At 50.0% G+C, this 19584-nt stretch carries 14 protein-coding genes and 1 pseudogene; 3 read left to right on the forward strand and 12 right to left on the reverse strand.

Annotated features, from left to right (window positions below):
- Window positions 1-51: 51 nt before the first annotated feature.
- From M1L66_RS33005 to M1L66_RS33025, 5 genes are read right to left on the reverse strand one after another with little or no spacing between them, the layout of a single operon-like run.
- On the reverse strand, window positions 52-873 hold the full coding sequence (locus tag M1L66_RS33005) for a carbohydrate ABC transporter permease (RefSeq protein WP_434689951.1): 822 nt from the start codon (window positions 871-873) through the stop codon (window positions 52-54).
- Window positions 873-1787, reverse strand: a complete 915-nt coding sequence (locus tag M1L66_RS33010; RefSeq protein ID WP_025531745.1) for a carbohydrate ABC transporter permease — start codon at window positions 1785-1787, stop codon at window positions 873-875. The genes M1L66_RS33005 and M1L66_RS33010 overlap by 1 nt, the downstream gene beginning before the upstream one ends.
- A 29-nt stretch (window positions 1788-1816) precedes the next feature.
- Window positions 1817-3133, reverse strand: a complete 1317-nt coding sequence (locus M1L66_RS33015) for an ABC transporter substrate-binding protein (RefSeq protein ID WP_434689954.1) — start codon at window positions 3131-3133, stop codon at window positions 1817-1819.
- A 31-nt stretch (window positions 3134-3164) separates the two neighbouring features.
- Window positions 3165-4103 carry a glycyl-radical enzyme activating protein gene (locus M1L66_RS33020; RefSeq protein WP_434689956.1) on the reverse strand — a complete coding sequence of 313 codons (939 nt, stop codon included), beginning with the start codon at window positions 4101-4103 and terminating at the stop codon, window positions 3165-3167.
- Window positions 4084-6345: a pyruvate formate lyase family protein gene (locus M1L66_RS33025; RefSeq protein WP_434689959.1), complete on the reverse strand. Its 2262-nt coding sequence runs from the start codon at window positions 6343-6345 to the stop codon at window positions 4084-4086. Before M1L66_RS33025 ends, M1L66_RS33020 begins: the two co-directional genes overlap by 20 nt.
- A gap of 444 nt (window positions 6346-6789) precedes the next feature.
- On the opposite strand from M1L66_RS33025, the gene M1L66_RS33030 reads away from it, so the two are divergent.
- Window positions 6790-7653 (forward strand): helix-turn-helix domain-containing protein, encoded by an 864-nt coding sequence (locus M1L66_RS33030; protein WP_187024690.1) that lies wholly within the window; start codon window positions 6790-6792, stop codon window positions 7651-7653.
- Window positions 7654-7666: 13 nt separating this feature from the next.
- On the opposite strand, the gene M1L66_RS33035 is transcribed toward M1L66_RS33030, so the two are convergent.
- Window positions 7667-8014, reverse strand: coding sequence for a helix-turn-helix domain-containing protein (locus M1L66_RS33035; RefSeq protein ID WP_002605316.1), 348 nt, complete (start codon window positions 8012-8014; stop codon window positions 7667-7669).
- A gap of 166 nt (window positions 8015-8180) precedes the next feature.
- On the opposite strand from M1L66_RS33035, the gene M1L66_RS33040 reads away from it, so the two are divergent.
- A complete protein-coding gene (locus tag M1L66_RS33040; RefSeq protein ID WP_187024691.1) occupies window positions 8181-8876 on the forward strand; it encodes a response regulator transcription factor in 696 nt (231 codons plus the stop codon).
- 8 nt (window positions 8877-8884) lie between these two features.
- The gene (locus tag M1L66_RS33045; RefSeq protein ID WP_434689961.1) at window positions 8885-11164 is read left to right on the forward strand and encodes a sensor histidine kinase; all 2280 of its coding nucleotides are present in this window, start codon (window positions 8885-8887) and stop codon (window positions 11162-11164) included.
- A 198-nt stretch (window positions 11165-11362) separates the two neighbouring features.
- Here the strand turns inward: M1L66_RS33045 and M1L66_RS33050 are convergent, their stop codons facing one another.
- The 6 genes and pseudogenes from M1L66_RS33050 to M1L66_RS33075 all read right to left on the reverse strand — a co-directional run bounded on the left by M1L66_RS33050 (window position 11363) and on the right by M1L66_RS33075 (window position 19562).
- Window positions 11363-12742, reverse strand: coding sequence for an MATE family efflux transporter (locus M1L66_RS33050; RefSeq protein WP_434689963.1), 1380 nt, complete (start codon window positions 12740-12742; stop codon window positions 11363-11365).
- Between the two features lie 2 nt (window positions 12743-12744).
- Window positions 12745-14286: a peptidoglycan-binding protein gene (locus tag M1L66_RS33055; RefSeq protein ID WP_434689966.1), complete on the reverse strand. Its 1542-nt coding sequence runs from the start codon at window positions 14284-14286 to the stop codon at window positions 12745-12747.
- A gap of 107 nt (window positions 14287-14393) precedes the next feature.
- Window positions 14394-15569 carry a multiple monosaccharide ABC transporter permease gene (mmsB, locus tag M1L66_RS33060; protein WP_187024695.1) on the reverse strand — a complete coding sequence of 392 codons (1176 nt, stop codon included), beginning with the start codon at window positions 15567-15569 and terminating at the stop codon, window positions 14394-14396.
- Window positions 15570-15571: 2 nt separating this feature from the next.
- Complete coding sequence (mmsA, locus tag M1L66_RS33065; RefSeq protein WP_187024696.1) at window positions 15572-17110, reverse strand: multiple monosaccharide ABC transporter ATP-binding protein; 1539 nt, start codon at window positions 17108-17110, stop codon at window positions 15572-15574.
- A gap of 70 nt (window positions 17111-17180) precedes the next feature.
- Window positions 17181-18359 carry a multiple monosaccharide ABC transporter substrate-binding protein gene (chvE, locus tag M1L66_RS33070; RefSeq protein WP_187024707.1) on the reverse strand — a complete coding sequence of 393 codons (1179 nt, stop codon included), beginning with the start codon at window positions 18357-18359 and terminating at the stop codon, window positions 17181-17183.
- 146 nt (window positions 18360-18505) lie between these two features.
- Window positions 18506-19562 (reverse strand): annotated as a pseudogene (locus tag M1L66_RS33075) (substrate-binding domain-containing protein).
- Window positions 19563-19584: the final 22 nt, after the last annotated feature.

Below are 19584 nucleotides of genomic sequence, written 5' to 3' on the forward strand. Positions count from 1 at the left end.
GTCCTGTACCTCCATTGTTCATTCTTTCTTTGCTGTAATATTATTTTATACTCATCCCTTAACCGCACCGGCCGTCAGCCCGCTGACGAGATACTTCTGAAGGAAGAAGCCCGCGATAATAATCGGCACCATGACAATGGTAGCCGCCGCGCTGGACTGTCCCCAGTCTACCGAAATCGCCCCTACGAACCTGGATACACCCACCGTAAGCGTATACGTGTGGAGATTTGTGTACTGCATGGAAAACAGCAGTTCGTTCCAGGAATACTGCATGACCAGTAAAAGTGCGGATCCAATCGCCGGTGAGAGAAGAGGAAATACAATCTTCCAGAATACCTGCATTCTCGTACAGCCGTCCAGCTTCCCGGCCTCAAATAAGTCTCCCGGAATATCCCGGATAAATCCGAGCACCAGCCAGGCCACAAACGGCGCGTTTACCGACACATGGGCCAGTATGGGCCCCATGTAGGTCCCCAGAAGATGCACCTTGTCCAGAATAATATAGAGAGGGATCATAATGGTAATCGTCGGCACCAGCTTGGAAAACAGCAGAAACGTGGAAATACGGTTCCCCCAGTTGGATTTCATGATTGCCAGCCCATATGCCGCGAGGCTTCCCAGCACAATACTGATAACCGTTGTCGACATGGCAATGATAAACGAGTTGCCAAAATACGACAGGAAGTTTCCCTGCTTAAAGATCTTCACATAATGCTGAAGAGTCGGGTGAAAGAAAAACTGCGGCGGCATTTTCCTGATCAACAGCGTTGGCTTAAAGGAATTGCTCACTATCATATAGATCGGGAAGACTACCGTAAGCACCACAAGCAGGCCGAACAGCGCTTTTCCGCATACAATCGCTGATTTTTTCATCACTGCTGTCCCTCCTTATGCGCTTTTGCATTATACCGGATAAAGATAATGCCAAATACCAGAAAGGAAAGGATCATGCTGGCATTGGATATCGTCATCGCATATCCCATATCAAAGGTATCAAACCCAATTTTATACGCATAGAGGCTGAGCGACATGGTGGAGTTATTCGGACCGCCGCCGGTCAATGCATAGATGATATCAAACACCTTGATGGCATCCACTCCGTTAAACAGGAGGATGACCATATAAACCGGAATCAGACCCGGAAGGGATATATGAAAAAATTTCTGTATAAATCCGGCTCCGTCCATTTCCGCCGCCTCATAATACTCGCCCGGTATGCTGAGCAAACCGGAGCTGAGCACCACGATAACAAAGGGAATAACCTGCCAGCAATGTGCAATGACAGCGCAGAGCATGGCTGTGGACGTTCCCGCAAGGCCCGGGAACTGTTTGGAGGTGATTCCAAACAGCCCCAGAACCCAGTAGATGAGTCCGCCGTTGATATTAAACATGTATTTCCAGATCAGACCGATGATAATGGGCGAGACCAGGAGCGGCATGGTGCAGATGGGACGGAGAATACTCTTTAACCGGCCCGTAAGGCTCTGAAGCCACACTGCGATCACCGTACCGAGTATTAAATCCCCGGCAATGGCGGCGGCTGTGAAATACAGCGTATTCCCGACCGCTTTTAAGAAGACCTTGTCTTTAAACAGCCTGACATAATTGCTGATGCTTATGAAATCCTCTTTGAGATCAATACTGCCCATATGATAGTTGTAAAAACTCATGAACACGCCGTACAAAAGAGGAATGAACATCACCACAAACACTACCAGAATACTGGGCAGAAGAAGGAGGACGGGCAGTAAATCCCCTTGTTCCAGTATATTTCTTCTCCGCTTCATTGTTACTTTACCTCCCATCCCCTTTATCACTACCTGCCAAACTGATAATCTTTGCAGGACTCGTTATAAGACTTGATTAACGCAGCCGAATCGGTGTCCGGATCAGTGGCAATCTCTGATAAAACTGCCTGTAAGCCGGTCAGCATGGTGGAGGAATCTCCTGCTGTAGGCAGAATCCTGGCGTGCGCAAGGGCCTCTGTGACTGCGGGCAGATACGGAATTTTTTCCAGTACTTCCTGATCTTCGGCCAGCTCCGGCAGCGCGGAGATCGATCCGTTTGCCAGAGACGCTGACTTTTCCTGTTCCGGGCTCGTCAGCCATACGGCCGCCTGGAATGCTTCATCCGGATTTTCACTGTTTGCCGCTACAGACCATCCCCAGAAATTGGCGGTTCCCACATAATCCTTGTCTCCGACTCCAGGCATACCGGCGAATTTTACGGTTTCAGCCACAGCCGACTGCTCCGGATCTAAGTATGCGGAGCAGTTGCCCGACAGGCTGATGCTGATAGGAGCCACGCCATCCTTCATTGCCTGCCCCACGTCGTCCACATGCCACGTAGAAGCTCCGTCCATAGCATACTTACAGAGTTCCTGCCAGATGGTAATTGCCTGTGCTGCCTCATCACTTCCCAAATCAGCCTTACCATCCTTTATAAACTCTCCGCCGCAGGAGTAGAGGATCGCACCAAATAAATCGACTGCCGCCTGTCCCTGCATGGCCGGAACTGCAATTCCGGTTCCCTCATTTTCCTTAAACCATTTGGCGCATGCAATCAGCTCGTCGAAGGTCTTCGGAACCTCTCCGCCGTACCGCTGCATGGCAGTCTCGTCATATGCCAGGATGGACGTCTGCGTAAATGTCGGAAGCGACATGATTTTTCCATCTACTGTCATGGTGTCCAGGAGGCTCTGGTTATACATGCTTAAATCCACATTATATTTTTCAATGTAGTCATTTAAAGGAAGAAGCCAGCCATTCGATGCGTAATCCGGGCACCATACTTCCGCTACATAGATCAGGTCGTAATCTCCGCCTCCGCTCTTCTGCATACTAAGCGTTTCCTTTTCCTTTAACTTATCGTACGCCACATCGTCAATCACAATCTCAGAAGCCGTATACCCCTTTACAAGCTCCTTCTGATCATCAGACTGTCCTCCGGACCATCTGGTCGCTACCAGCTCCACATTGGAGGCGGCCTGCGTCGTCTCCTTTCCACTCTGAACGGACTCTGTCTGTCCCTGTGCCTGCGTTGCAGTTGTCTCTTTGCTTTCCGTCCTGCCTCCACAGGCCGTAAGACTGAGTGTCAACACCACTGCCATCCCCAAACTCAATACCTTCTTCATATCTGTTGCTCCCTTCCTCGCACATTTTGTGCTATTTGTTTTTAAAATAATTGATAAACGCAGGCAGCCCCAAGCCTTTCAGTGCGGCCAGCCATGCCTTTTTCTCATCTTCTGTCGCGTCAGGCTGTTTACCCAGCCCCTGTACAACGGCGGCCTGTACCGCCTTTGAGGCTCCCATGCCGTGATACGGCATGATTTCAAATGCCTCAATTCCCGGCTGACGGCGGTAGAGCTTTGCCAATTCGCCGAAAAAGGTCTCCGTATCATTTATTCCCGGGATCAGCGGAACCCGGATTACCACATGACACTTCTTTTCAAGAAGAATATCCAGATTTTGGTATATTTCCTCCGCCCTGACACCAGTTAAGTGTGGATACGCCGCCCTCTCCCCTTTCAGATCAAACAGGAATAAGTCCGTGAGAGGAATGACCGCATTTAACGGTTCAGCGACACAGAAGCCTGATGTCTCCAGACACGTATGAATGCCCTCATCCTTGGCCGCCTGCAACAGTTCCCTCAGAAAATACGGCTGGAATAACGGTTCCCCTCCGGAAATGGTGATTCCGCCAGGTCCCGGCTTCTCATAAAACGTCCTGTCTTTCTTAACCTCGGCGATTACCTCTTCCGCGGTCACAGTTCTGCCGATTTTCTTCAGCGCCCCATAACAGCAGACCTCCGTACATGCCCCGCATCTGGTGCATGCCTCTCTCTCAAACCGGTGCAATCCTGTCACAATCCGGTGCGCCTTCTGAGGACAGACCTCCACGCACGCGCCGCATCCCGAACATTTGCTTTCATTGTACGAGATGGTATCCCTTTTCTCGTAGGATTCCGGGTTATGACACCAGATACAGCGAAGCGGGCAGCCCTTTAAAAACACAGTGGTACGAATTCCAGGACCGTCATCCAGGCAGAAATGCTGCAAATCAAATATTTCCCCCATTTTTTTCTCAGTAGCTGGCCCGTTCATAGATCTCCTTCTGGACATCCTTTTCCAGCATGACGAATCTTGCCGAAAAACCGCCGACCCTCACGATCAGATCGCCGTACTCCTCGGGGCGTTCCATCGCATTTTTCAAATCATCCTTTCCGATTACGGTAATCATCGCCTGACATCCGCCTCTGTCAAAGTAATCTTTCATGGCGGCGATCACCTTATCCTCTGATTGCTCCAACAGCTCCTTCGTGAATCGAAAATTCTGTACCATCCCAGCGTGATTTATGTGAGAGGGCTTCAGCAGACTGTTAATCATGGAGGTCAATCCCTTCGTCTCTACCACCGATTCCGGGTTATTGGCGTTGGCTGTCGCGCACCCGGACTTTCTGCCGTTCGGCGTAGCTCCCACCCATCTCGCCAGCGTGGTATTCTGTGCATTATTTATGTAAACCGGCAAGTAACTCTTTAGTCCGACCCGGTCTGCCTGGGCCTTTGCCGTCTCATTAAAGAAGTCCTGTAATTCTACGAAAAATGCATCTGCTTCCTCATGATCCACGCCGTATTTCGGAGCTTCCAGCATCATTTTTCTGGCAGCCGGATAGTCTAAAAAGTTATCGGCAAGCGCCTCCATCATCTCTTCCGCTGTCATCCGTTTTTCATCGAAGATCAGTTTTTTAACCGCACACAGACTGTCTGCCGCATCGACCGCGCCATAGAACTCCAGCGTTCCCGCCAGATACTCACAGCCTCCCTCAAAAAGTGCTTTTCCTTTTTTGATGCAGCCGTCATAAAGAACGGATGCCATCAGAAATGGGTGCCTGGCGCCTGTAATCTCATATTCATACGCCTCAAATTCCGCCTGGGCCTCTATATAATATTTCGCATGCTCCTGATAGTAACGGTAAAACTCCTCGAAACTTCCGCATTCGGAAAGCTTTGGCGTCCTGGGACCGATTGCCCAGCCCCCTACCGGATCCCATCCTCCGTTTACGGTCAGTTCCATGATTTTTGCGGCGTTGAGAGATCCGCTCGGCGTTGCCACACTGTAGTGCTCAAACTCATATTCTCCGCATCCAAGCATAATATAGTGTTCGGCCATCTCCCTCGACACACCGTACGTACTCATGACTCCTGGCACGATCACGTCGTCATTATAGAGAAGCGGGTATGTTCTTCCCTCTAAAATACAGCGAATCGCGGCCTTCATCACCGATTCGGGCGTGTCTTTATAAAACCGGAGTGTGAACTGCGGAAGAACCTCTTTTACGGTTCTGCACGCCTCAATAGCCAGCAGGCTGTAACGGTCCCCCGTCTCCGGATTGCGCCGGCCATATCCGCCTACGATCACGCGGCCGTCTGTCTCACAATCCAGATGGTCAACCAGCTGAAAGAAGTTTTGGGTAATCTTAAGCGCTTCCTCCTCGGTCAGAATCCCATTGTCTATGTCATGGCAGTAAAGATCACCAAAGAACACATCACATCTTCCAATATCAATGATAGGCGTCATAAGGCAGTACATCCATACCAGCTGGACCGCCTCCAGATAGGACTCCGGCTTCCTTCGCTGATTCTGGAAGAGCGCCTCCTTAAGCTTTTGCAGCTCTTCTTTCCGTTTTCCCTCTGCTCTTTCGGCCATTTCACCGGCCTGCTCCTCGTAGTAATGAAGCATCTCTTTCAGGAGATCAAACATCTCGATAGAAGCCGCCAGAAACTGAATCTGTTCTTCCTTAAGCCCACTCCTCTCCATTGATTCCGACAGCTCCTCCACCATCCCCGGAATTCCCTTAAGCACCAGTTTGTCAAAGTCCAGGTAGCAGCCCGCCATTCGGAGAATCGGGCAGGCCGGCATGGGAAGCTTATCCCACTGGTCAGATATCAGAGCCTTTTTTAAGTGTTCCGGCATGTGCTCCATCACATAGCGGTCCGTGTTTTCTTTTTTCCAGAATACCAGCATATCATTTAAGTCTTCACGATATTTCAGGCTTCCGACTCCGTTCTCCAGCTCCTTTACCACCTCGTCCTCGTGGATATAGAATCCGAAGCCCCCGGTCTGATGCTGAATTCCGAATCCTACCGGTCCGAACTCATGGCGCCCCGCCAGAACATCCTGCTCCTCAATCGGGTGGAGGATGGCTGGATACATGGCCTTCATACACTCTGCTTCAATCTTGTATTTATTCCCCCGCCACTGCTTCAGGATCCTTCGGTACGCCTTCGTAAATGAAATTTCCACTTCCAGATTTGTTCTGGGGCTGGCCACCTTAAAATGATTCATAACTGCCTCCTTCATTGTAATAAATTATCCACTTTCTTCCATCTCTTGCTTTTTGAGCGCACTTGACAGACCGTGTATTTCCCTCCGGTATTCTTAGAAAGAAATGCACTTTTTATAGACATTTTATTTATTTCCCTTGTTTTCAAGTAATTTTGATAGCATAAATGTACCATAAAAAAAGGACGCTGTCTTGTCTTGCCTTTCCCTATTTATTGTGCTATATTGACATACATAGAAACCGTAAGAATGACCTCCCCATGACAGAATAAAGAGTGCGCATCCTGCCCGGAGGGCTTTTTATGTAATAGGAGCAATTTCCAATTACATAAAAAAAGCCCTGCGCATAACGCGAAGGCCTATATCTCATAATGATCTCTTATTAAACGATTTCCCATATCAGAAAACGCAGACTGGTAATCCAGTAGACACGAAAGGAGCCGAGAGATGAAAATTGAATTTTACAGAGAGCAGGACTGGCTCTTCTCAGGCGAAGACGGGATCTGCACAAAAATCGCATTTCAGGATGCCGACACCCGTTCCCATAACCATAATTATTATGAATTCTTCCTGGTCGGCGCGGGAAGCGCCACACATCACATTAATGACAAGAAAAAGATAGTAAACACCGGAGCCTTAGTCTTCATCCGCCCAAAGGACATACACAGCTTCCAGAATCCGTCTTCCGATTTCTGTTTTTATAATCTGCTGGTTTCCAGAGGCACCATGGACTCGTGTTTTTCTTTTCTTGGTACCGGATGCAACGCGGACCAGCTGATGGAGAACGAGATGCCTCCCTTCCGCCAGCTTCTCCCCGCGGAATTAAACAACTTACTGCCCTCCTTCGAGCAGCTGGCCATTGCGCACGAACTCAACATCGTCCGGTTTAATACTCTTTTGAGGGCCGCCACCGTCAATCTCCTTACCAGCTATTTTCTTTCCTATAACTTAAAGCTGTCCCACGACATTCCAACGTGGCTGGGGCTACTTGCGCTGGAGATGCAGAAACAGCAGAATTACCAGGAAGGCTTAAACGCCCTCTACCGCATCTCTCAGAAGAGTCCTGAATACCTGTGCCGGGTCTTTAAAAAGCATTTAAATAAGACGCCGACTGAATTTATCAATGACATCCGCATCGCCAATGCAAAACTTGCTCTTGAATATACCAACCGGTCCATTTTACAGATCTGTGAGGAGGTGGGTTTTGACAACACCAGCCATTTCTACCATCTGTTTAAAAGGGATACCGGGTTATCGCCCAAAGCATTCAGGGAGCTGTCCAGTGAAGTCAGTGTGTCCCAGGCTCCCTGACCGCCGCCAGGCATTATTTCCCGCTTTTTTTCTTATGCTTTGCCATAAATTCGTTTCCCGCCAGCCGGATCCCCATTTCCAGCCACATTTTCTTATCATCCGGAGTCAGGCAATCCCCGATCTCTCTCGGATCCATGTCGGCGAAATTAAAATCACAGGACTGTTCCGAACGCTCCATTAAATAATCGGCCGTAACACCGAAGTAGTCGGCAATCCGGCAGAGCAGCTCCGATGAGATATCTGGAATCGGCTGTGATTCTATCTTACTGACGGTCTGCTGACTGACTCCCAGTAAATCTCCCAATAATGCCTGGGGAATTTTTTTCTGTCTCCTCAAACTATAGATTCTGTTTTTTCCCATTGTATCAATCCTTTTTCTTTTTATTGTAGCGGAAAGACTCCTGCTATATTACTTATATAATCTGTACTTTCTACTATTTATAAATGTTTTGTCCCTGATTCTTCAGAAAAAAGTAATGTGAATTTTATCCTGCCCGTTGTATAATAATGGAAAAGGAGGTTTTGACATGCAGAGTATATTAGTTTGTGATGATGATAAACAGATTGTGGAAGCCATAGATATCTATTTGACCGGAGAAGGTTTTAATGTGATAAAAGCATATGACGGCTATGAAGCCCTGGATCTGCTGGAGAATAATCAGGTGGATTTAATGATCGTGGATGTGATGATGCCGGGTCTGGACGGAATCAGAACCACGTTAAAGGTTCGGGAGACCAGCAGCATTCCTATTATCATCCTGTCCGCAAAGTCAGAAGACACCGATAAGATCCTGGGACTCAACATCGGCGCGGATGACTACATTACAAAGCCGTTCAATCCCCTGGAACTGGTCGCAAGAGTCAAATCCCAGCTGCGCCGCTATACCCAGCTGGGCAATATGAACCAGCAGACTGCCGGCCAGGTATATAAATGCGGTGGTCTGGCAATTAATGATGATAACAAGGAAGTTACCGTTGATGGGGATCTCATCAAGCTGACTCCCATTGAATATAACATTCTGCTGCTCCTCGTTAAAAATGCCGGAAAGGTGTTCTCCATTGACGAGATCTATGAGCAGATCTGGAATGAAGAAGCCATCGGCGCGGATAATACCGTAGCCGTTCACATCCGCCATATCCGTGAGAAAATCGAGATCAATCCGCGGGAGCCCCGCTATTTAAAGGTAGTCTGGGGTGTCGGCTACAAGATTGAAAAGCAATAGGAGAACATATGAAAAGAAAAAAGGAACATGCAGTCCTGCTGCACATTCTTTTTGTCATCCTCGTGGTGACGGGCATCAGCATCATGTACAACAATCCTCACTACGGAGAAGGCATCAGCTGGCTTACCAACGAGACGTATGAGGACACGCCGGAGTTCATCCGGCAGTTTAAGACGGACATCGACGATATTTTCAACTACATCAAATATAAAGAGGTATTTGAATCAAACGGAAAGCTGGCTTATGACAAGCCTGTCGTCCGTGTGACCACCGGTCCTGGGGAAGTAAGAGAATATACCGTTGATGAGATGGTGCGTATGGCCAAGTCCATGGGTTATTATCTGAATGAAAAATTTAAGGTGGACGGCCGCTACACACCGGAAGAAGGTGAGCAGGACATCCGGGTGGACTGGCGTTCCTACGATCCCGATCATCAGGATTCCGAGCCGGGAGAATCTTATACCACCATGGCCGAACTGGCAAAAGAAGTGCTGGCCCATGTAGGAAATTACTATGCATTTCACTATAAATTTATTCAGAATCCCAGCAACTTGAAATTCCGGGTATCTTTTAAGGGAGATTCGGAAGCTCCCAAGCTGTATAACAACACCGTGATCGATAATCCGGAGGAGTTAAAGACGCTGGGCCGTTATATCTACGTAACCGGTGAATCCCTGTATGTTGATACCAATTTGAACACAACACTGAAGACCATATCGGCCCAGCTGGAGAAGTCCAACCCTTACAACAACAGCAATTACTATATGGTTGTGGCAGTCAATACGGCGTATCCCGTCCAGGATTCCTACTCTGAAGCTGCCAAATCCTATGACCATATGCGTCTGCTCTTTATCATCGGCCTCGTGTCCCTGATTATTGGAATTCTGGGATCCGCTGCAAGCCTGTATTTCATGGTGAGTATGGCGGGCCATCAGAATTCCGATCACGACGCGGTTGTTCTGGGAAGAATCGACCGGATCGCCACGGAGACCTGCCTGATTCTGTTTGCCGCAGCCGCCATGTGCGCCCTGTTTCTGGGCGAACACGTCGGCTACAAGGTTATCCATTTATTCCTGTCGGAAGACCGCTGGTATTACGGGGAACTGGCTGCACGCATGGTGATTCTCTATGCAGTCGGCATGGTCGCAGCATTCAGCATGATCCGCCGCTATAAGGCGGGAACGCTCTGGACGGGCAGTCTGACGAGCCGTATCTGCGTGAATATCAGTCTCTATATCAAAAACCACCGGTTTACGACCCGGCTGGCTTTAGGCTACATCTGTTATTTTATTTTTAACTGTGTCATTATCGCGACCGGCGCGTTCGTCTATTTCACCTATGACAGCATGGAATCCCGAATTTTAACGGGCATTCTCGTCCTTGCGCTTCTCTGTATGGACTCATGGGTTTTCCATCAGCTGTATAAGAATGCCTGGGAGACGGACCAGATTAATGAAGCGCTGTTAAAGATCTCCCACGGAGACACCAAATACAAGATCAATGCAGAAGAATTTGACGGAAAAGAGCGGGAACTGGCTGAGAACATCAACCATATCAGCCGGGGGCTGGATACCGCGCTGCAGGAAAAGGTAAGCAGCGAACGCCTGAAGGCGGACCTTATCACCAATGTCTCCCACGATATTAAGACGCCGCTTACGTCCATTATCAACTATGTGGATTTAATCAAACGGGAACACCTTCAGGACCCGAAGATTCAGGGTTATTTAGAGGTTCTGGAACAAAAGTCTCAGAGACTTAAGACTCTGACCGAGGATCTTGTCGAAGCCTCCAAAGCCAGTTCCGGGAATTTAAAGATCGAGCTGACCAACATCGACTTCGTCGAGCTGATCTATCAGACCAACGGGGAATTTGAAGAAAAATTCCTGGTCCGCCATCTGGAGCTGGTATCCAGCTTCCCTGAGGAAACCGTTATTATTCAGGCTGACGGCCGCCATCTGTGGCGTGTCCTGGAAAACCTTTATAACAATGCGTTTAAGTATGCGATGGAGCACAGCCGCGTATACGTTGATGTCATCGCAGGGGACAGCCAGGTACTCTTCACCATAAAGAATGTGTCAGAGAATCCTCTGAACATCAAGGGTGATGAACTGACGGAGCGTTTCGTCCGGGGTGACGTGGCTCGAACCACGGAAGGAAGCGGGCTGGGCCTGTCGATCGCCAAGAGCCTTACGGAGCTTCTCGGCGGGAAGTTTACCATCTATATCGATGGAGATTTATTTAAAGTGCAGCTGGCATTTCCCCGGCAGAATGGCAGGGGGAATTCATAATTAAGGAAAATTAAAGAGTCCGGCTTGCCGGACTCTCGCGCCGAAGCGCGGTTGCTTCAGCAACCAAACTTCCTTAGCGCGGAATGCGCCTCCTGCCCGGAGGGCTTTTTATGTAATAGGAGCACTTTCCTATTACATAAAAACAGGAATATTCGCTGGCGTCCTATCGAAAGACGGCGCGCAAATATTCCTGTTTTTTTATCTTCCGGAGATCAGATGAACCCGGCTCCATTTTCCTGTCAGATACCGCATAAATGAGATAATATAGTTTGCCGCCCATCCCATGGGAACCGCGTACCATACCGCCTGTACTCCGATAATCGGGGCAAATACCGCCGCCACGATCACGCGGATCGCCAGATTCACAAGGTTGGCAATCGTAAACACCACCACATCTCCCGCGCCCCGCAGCAGACCGTCTGTCGTCGCCTTCAGGCCGATAAACACAAAGAAGAAGGAGATAAACCGCACATACGCCATACCGGTCTGGAAAGCGGTCTCAGCGCTTCCCTCATTTAGGAACCCGCGTATGAAGAGATCCCCCCACAGCTGCATGATTATGCAGATGACCACTGCAAAGAATCCGACCATGGCATAGCAGTAACGATACCCCTGCTTCACCCGGTCCGGACGCCCGGCTCCGATGTTCTGTGCAGTAAAGGTCGACATGGCATTGCCGATGGCCAGCATGGGTACGATACAGATCGACTCGATCCTGGTACCAGCGGCAAATCCGGCCATGACCGCGGAACCGAAGACGTTCACCACCGACTGTACCAAAAGCATCCCGATATGGACGATCGACTGCTGAAGCGTGGAAGGGATCGCCACCCGCATCATATTGATCATCATCTTCATGTCGTAAAAATGAAACTCCTCCGTCACTTCATACGCCTTCAGGCGCTTCAGCAATATGGTGAAGGAAATCACCGCCGACAGCCCCTGAGCCATCAGCGTCGCCACCGCAACGCCTGCGACTCCCTGATGGAACCGGATTACGAAGAGCAAATCCAGCACAATATTCAGAAGCGACGAAAAGATCAGGAGATAGAGCGGCGTTCTGGAATCGCCCAGCGACTGGAATATAGCCGCCTGTACGTTGTACATAAACAGGAACGGAAGCCCTACAAAGTAAATGCTTAAATACACGGAGGCATCGGCAAATACGTTTTCCGGCGTGTTCATCCACGCCAGAATCGGCTCGTTAAACAGAAACCCCAGCGTGCCGAGAAGTACGCTCAGCGTCAGGAAGTTGAGCAGTGTCGTAGAGATCGCCGTCTTCATATTCCCCAGCTGCTTCGCGCCCAGAAACTGGGACACTACCACGGAGCTTCCAATGCCACCGCCGATGGCGATGGCAATAAAGACATTGGTAATGGAATAGGAAGCGCCGACAGATGCCAGCGCCTCCTCACTTACGAACCGGCCTACGACGACCGAGTCCATAATATTATAAAACTGTTGAAATAAATTGCCCAGAATCATCGGCAGAGCGAACAGAAGCAACGCGCTGCCCGGTGAATCGGTTATCATGTTTACTGCTTTTCTCTTTTTTTTCATACCCTTATTTTGAACCATTCCTATCCGAATATACGCCATCCGCAGATAAAGTTATTTCTCCACCAGCTGCTTAAGGCACGTTCTATGACACGTCCGTTGCTTGAAGATGCATCCACCACCTTACCGCCGCCTGCCACGATTCCCACATGGCCGCTTACGACAATGATATCGCCCGCCTGGAGACTGTTGAAATTCGTGATCTTGGTGTATTTTCCTACGCTTCGCCATCCAGACGAAGTCAGATAGCTCTGCCGTACTCCCGCCTGATTCAGACAGTAGTAGATGAAGCCGGAGCAGTCAAACGCGTTCGGCCCTTTCGCACCATAGACATATGGGCATCCCAGCTTGGATCTGGCGATGGACAGCAGACCGCTGACACCGGAGCCGCCTTTTACCGTTCCGCCCTTAGAACCGCTGCCGCCTCCGGATGAACCGCCTGTCCCCGCCTTCTTTACGCTGCTTCCCGTCAGTTTATTCATCGTCTGACGGCCTACAGAACCGTCTGCAGCAAGGCCATTGTTGCTCTGGAAAGACTTCACTGCCTTTTCCGTCACCTCGCCGTAATAGCCGGTAACATTGGCCGAAGATAAGTAGCCGTATTTATTTAGCAGCTGCTGGATCCGGGTAACGGTCTCTCCCTGTTCCCCCAGCATCAGGCCGTTGGCCTGCGCCTCTGCGCTGTTTAAGGCCACACGGGTGGACGGCCCGAGATAACCGTCAACCACCAGGTCGTTTCGTGCCTGGAACTGCTTGACCGCTGCTGCCGTATCATCGCCATACGAACCGTCCGGTGTGGTTGTTAAATATCCCAGCTCCTTCAGCCGCGTCTGGCACGCCAGAACCACGTCGCTCTTCTCTCCATAGGAAAGGAAATTGGGTTTGATCTCATCACTGTACAGAAGGTTAATCGTCTGCCGCCCCACCTTGCCATCCACATTCAGTCCGTTGACCTCCTGAAGCTTGATGACCGCGGCCTCTGTATCGTCCCCAAAGTGTCCGGTCACCAAATCCCCGGTAGCCAGATATCCCAGTTCGTAAAGACGGTTCTGAATCCGCTTGATATCGTCACCATCAACATCCTTCGAAACCGCGTAGTATTTGGCGGAAGGGGCCATGATTGCCTTCAGTGTCTCCGGGCCGACAATGCCATCCTGCGCCAGCTGATTCTGCCGTTGAAAAGTCTTGACTGCAGATTCGGTCATATTTCCAAAATATTGAGTCGGTTCATCGTTGTCCATAAATCCAAGATCCATCAGACGCTGCTGAAGGCTTGCTATAATGGGATGCTCCACGCCGTTTCGGAGATACTCCGGAATGGGATTCTCATCCAGAACCGGAAGATCCGGCAGTACCGGCATCGGCTCCTCACCGATTGTCAGGATCTTTACCGGCTGGGGATTCTTCTCAGTCTCCAGCTCAATCGAGATGGAAGAGGGCTCGGGCGCCTGTGTCTCCTGCCCTGCGTCATTCTTTTTTCCGCAGCCTCCCAAAACCGCCGCAACAGCCGCGGCCAGAAGTACTTTATGTATAAAAGGTGTGTACCATCGCGCTTTTTTATTCATAAATCGGTATTCCTTTCCTTTTGTCGAATCAGGTCTATTTTAGCACATTTATAGGAGAAAAGGGAAGGAAATTTATCTCATACCGGATATTACTCGTTACAATCTGCTTACTGTTTCAGTATAAACGACTTCCGTTTGCTGACTACATCGAAGATAACTGCAGCCAAAAGCACAGCTCCCTTCACCACTTTCTGAAGGTTCTGGTCCACGCCCATGATGCTCATGCCCAGGTTCAGCACGCCCATCAGAGTTGCGCCAATGATGACTCCAGGCACGGTGCCGACTCCGCCGTAGGCCGAGGCCCCGCCGATAAAGCAGGCGCCGATGGCATCCATTTCATAATTATTTCCAGCCGTCGGATTGGCGGAATTCAGCCTTGCCACAGTGATCATCCCTGCCACAGCCGCCAGAAGCCCCATATTTAGGTAAGCCAGGAAATAAACCTTATTCGTATCAATACCGGAAAGCCTGGTCGCCTTCTCATTTCCGCCAACCGCATAGAAATACCGTCCGGTGGTGGTCTTCGATGAAATATAGCTGTAAATACAGATGACAGCCGTCACCCAGATTAACGCATTGGGAATCCCTTTATACTGTGCCAGCTTGAACATAAACGCCAGCACAACCGCGCAGATTACTGCCATCTTGATGATCATGCCGCCAGCCGGGTCCACCCGGTATCCCTTCTGCAGCTTTTTTCTTCTTCCGTAAAGCGTTGCTGCCACATAGGCGGCGCATACCGCCAGGCCAACGAGAAAACACGTAAGGTTAAAGCCCTCCATGCCGAAAAAGTCCGGCACGTATGTATTAAACAGGCTTAAGAATTTGTCAGGAGTCGGGGACAGAGTCATGCCCTGCAGCACCACATTGGACAGGCCGCGGAACATCAGCATACCGGCCAGTGTTACGATAAATGGGGGAATTCTCACATAGGCAATCCAGAATCCCTGCCAGGCTCCCACCAGGATTCCGATAATAGCCATGGCGATCAGGGAAAGATAAGGATTGATTCCCATCTTGATCATCATAGTGCCGCCGATTGCCCCCACAAAGCAGACCACAGACCCCACCGATAAATCGATGTTTCCGCCGGTCAGGATACAAAACAGCATACCGGTTGCCAGAATGAATACGTAGGCGTTCTGTGCAATTAAGTTGTTTACGTTCTGGGGAAGCAGCATTTTTCCCCCGGTATTCACGGTAAACAGGATAATAACAACCGCCAGCACGATTACCATCGTATATTTTTTTAATACCTCGGATAATTTTATCTTATTTTCCATGATTACTCTCCTTTATCAGATTTCAGGATACACGCCATGATTTTCTCCTGGGTTGCCTCCGCAGCGCTAATCTCGCCCGCCAGTCTGCCTTCATTCATAATATAAATCCGGTCCGACATGCCAAGGATCTCCGGAAGCTCGGAAGAAATCATCACCACGGACTTACCCTCGGCCGCAAGCTGGTTGATGATACAGTAAATCTCGTATTTCGCGCCTACGTCAATTCCTCTGGTGGGCTCATCTAAGATCAGGATATCCGGCTCCGCAAACATCCACTTTGCCAGCAGCACCTTTTGCTGGTTTCCGCCGCTTAGATTTCCTACATTCTGGTCCACGGACGGACATTTCGTATTCAGTTTCTCGCGGTATTCGTCTGCCACGACGTACTCCCTGTTCTTATCGATGACCGTATGGCGGCTCACTGCGCCCATATTGGCAAGCGTCGTGTTAATCTTGATGGGATTTGAGAGAATCAGCCCGTTACCCTTCCGGTCTTCCGTGACATAGGCAAGCTTATGGCGGATTGCCTCCCGGACCGAATAAAGCTTTACTTCTTCCCCGTTAATTTTTAACATGCCGGAGATATTCACCCCGTAGCTCTTTCCAAAAATACTCATGGCCAGCTCTGTGCGCCCTGCCCCCATCAGTCCGCAGATGCCCACGACCTCACCCTTTCTGACATGGATGGATACGTCGTCCACCACCTTCCGTTCCGAATAGAGCGGATGGTAGACATTCCAGTGTTCCACCTCCATGGCCACGTCCCCGATCTTCCCGCCGGTGCGTTTTGGGAATCGGTCTAAAAGCTCCCGACCTACCATTCCCTTAATAATCCTATCCTCGGTAATCACGTCTTTCTCTTTATCCAGGGTCTCGATGGTGGAACCATCCCGGATGACCGTAATCTTATCTGCGACATAAGCGATTTCATTCAGCTTGTGGGAGATTATGATGGAGGTCATTCCCTCAGACTTGAATTTCAGCAGCAGCTCCAAAAGCGCCTTAGAGTCCTCTTCATTTAAGGACGCCGTAGGCTCATCTAAGATTAAGAGCTTTGCATGTTTGGCCAGGGCCTTTGCGATCTCTACAAGCTGCTGTTTGCCCACGCCGATATCCTTTATCAAAGTATGGGACGACTCGGTAAGGCCTACTGTCCTCAAATACTCGTCCGCCTCCCCATACGTTTCATTCCAGTTAATTGCATATTTGCTGCCCTTTTCATTGCCCAGATACATGTTCTCAGCAATGGACATATAAGGAACCAGGGCGAGTTCCTGATGGATGATAACGATTCCCTTTTCTTCACTGTCACTGATCCGGTTGAATTTACAGATTTCTTCATTATAAATAATATCACCTTCATAGCTTCCATACGGATAAATGCCGCTCAGCACATTCATCAGGGTGGATTTGCCTGCGCCGTTTTCTCCGACCAGGGCATGGATTTCCCCTTCCTCCACACGCAGGTTTACGTTGTCAAGAGCCTTTACACCCGGAAACGTCTTGGTGATATTCTTCATCTCCAGCAGTATTTTTGCCAATGCTCTCCCTCCCTCATCTTTCTTTTATGATGGGGACGGCCTGTTGACCGTCCCCATGGGATTTAGCGACTTATTTTAACTGGTCCTCGGTGTAGTATCCGGAATCAATCAGCATTTCTTTGTAATTGTCTATGGTGACAACCACCGGTTCGCATAAATAGGTCGGAATGATGCCGGTTCCATTATCATAGGAAGTCGTATCGTTGATTTCCGCTTCACCGCCCTGCATTACTGCGTCTACCATCTTGACCACCTGGGTTGCAAGGGTACGGGTATCCTTAAATACGGACATTGCCTGCTTATCGGCCAGCATGTTCTTTACGTTTGCGATATCACAGTCCTGACCGGTGATAATCGGGTACTCTCCGGTGTAGGAAGATGCCAGGGCATTTTCAACGCCCAGTGCGGTGGAGTCGTTAGAACAGAGGACTGCGTGCAGTACGGTTCCGTCGGAATAGTTGCCTGCAATGATGGTATCCATACGGTTCTGTGCCTTCTCAGAATCCCAGTTGGCTGTAGCAACCTGCTCAAACGCCGTCTGTCCGGATTTGACCACCAGCTTGCCCTCGTCGATATACTTCTGAAGCACGTCCATTGCGCCGCCAAAGAAGAAGTTGCAGTTGTTGTCTGCCGGGTCGCCGGTGAACAGCTCGATGTTCTTCGGTTCCGTTGCTGTGTCAAGTCCCAGAGCCTCTACCAGATACTCGCCCTGCTTCTGTCCGACCATGTAGTTGTCAAAGGTTGCGTAGTAGCTGACGGCATCAGAATTCATCAGCAGACGGTCATAGGAGATAACCGGGATTCCTGCTTCTTTTGCCTGACTTAAAGGTTCGCCTAAGGAACTTCCGTCGATGGACGCGATGACTAAGATCTGGCAGCCATTGGAAATCATATTCTCAATCTGGGATACCTGGGTCTGCACGTCGTTGCTTGCATACTGTAAATCCACTTCATACCCCGCGGCCTCTAACTCTGCTTTCATGTTTGAGCCGTCCTGGTTCCATCTCTGCAAATCCTTTGTCGGCATCGCCACGCCAACCAGCGCCCCAGCGCCGCCTGCCGGTTTTTCTGCCGGAGCTTCCGTCTTAGGCGCCTCGGTCTCTGCAGGCGCCGCCGCTTCGGTTGCAGCAGGAGCCGCCGTCGTCGGAGCCGCTGTCGTCGCTGCCGTTTCGTTCGAGCCGCCGCATCCGGTCATAAGCCCCGCTGCCATTGCCATCGTCATTGCCACTGCAAGAAATCTTTTTTTCATCATAAGAACCTCCTCCAAATCACTTGTTTATTTGATGGTTTTATTCTAACACAGCGGATTCTGGACTTGCTTGGGAAGAAATAGCACGATACTACCGACATGAAAAAAAGCCCCGGTGATACAGGACTTTTTTTCACAAAAATATGCTACTGCGGTGCTACTGCCTCATGATGCTGGACATTTAAGTACACATCCTCCTGGGCGTGGAAGCCGCCCTGGATAATCACTTCATCCATATTTTCCCTGGTTACTGCAATCGGCGTCAGCTCCTTATAAGGGATGTTATACGTTCCGTCATGGATCGTCCTCGTCACGTCGTCAAGCGCCTCTCCCCTTCCAAGTCTCACGGCATACTGGGCCGCAAGCCGGGCTTCCTCCTCCACGGATTTGAACGCCGTCATCTGTTGGGTGCCTTCCACGATCCGCTGACAGGCCATCAAATCCCCGTCCTGCCCGGTCAGCACCACCTTGCCCGCCAGCCGCTCCTCGGAGAGCGCGCGGAACGCCTGAGTCGCCACATCGTCATTGCCGCACATGACGCCCTTGATGTCCGGATGCCGCTCCAGCCCCTCTTTTACGTAGTCAAAGGCAGGCTCCGCAATCCAGCCGTCGCAGTAAGCCTCATATACTACATTCAAACGGCTCCCTTTCAGCACCTCGTCAAATCCGCGGCGTACCGAATCCACGTTGCCGTCTGTAGGGGATCCCTGGATCATGAAGATATCTCCGCCTTCCGGAATATTTTTTACCAGGCTTTCTGCCATCAAGTCTGCCTACTTCCTCATTGTCGAAAGAGATATATAAGTCACAGTCCGCGTTATTAATCAGACGGTCATAGCTTACCGTCTTAATTCCCGCCTCCTTGGCCCGCTTCATCACGGCTGACAGGGCGTCGCAGTCCGCGGTGATCACCGCAATCACATCCATCTGCTTCTGGATGAAATACTCGATTTGTTCAATCTGTTCCTTTACATCCCCATTGGCATTCTGTACATTCACTTCCGCGCCAAGCTCCATGGCCGTGGAAACGAAGACATCCCGCTCCCGGATCCACCGCTCGATGACAAACGAATCAAAGCTCAGCCCAATCTGAATTTTCTTCTCCCCCTCTTCCGTCTCTGCCATCGATGTTTCCTCCGCCTTATGACAGCCGGTCAGCGCCAGGAGCATCGCAAGGCTCATAAACGCCAGGACGAACCCCATTCCGTTCCCTCTTCGGGTTATT

It is taken from the genome of Hungatella sp. SB206, from assembly GCF_051132295.1.
Classification (GTDB): Bacteria; Bacillota; Clostridia; order Lachnospirales; family Lachnospiraceae; genus Hungatella; species Hungatella effluvii.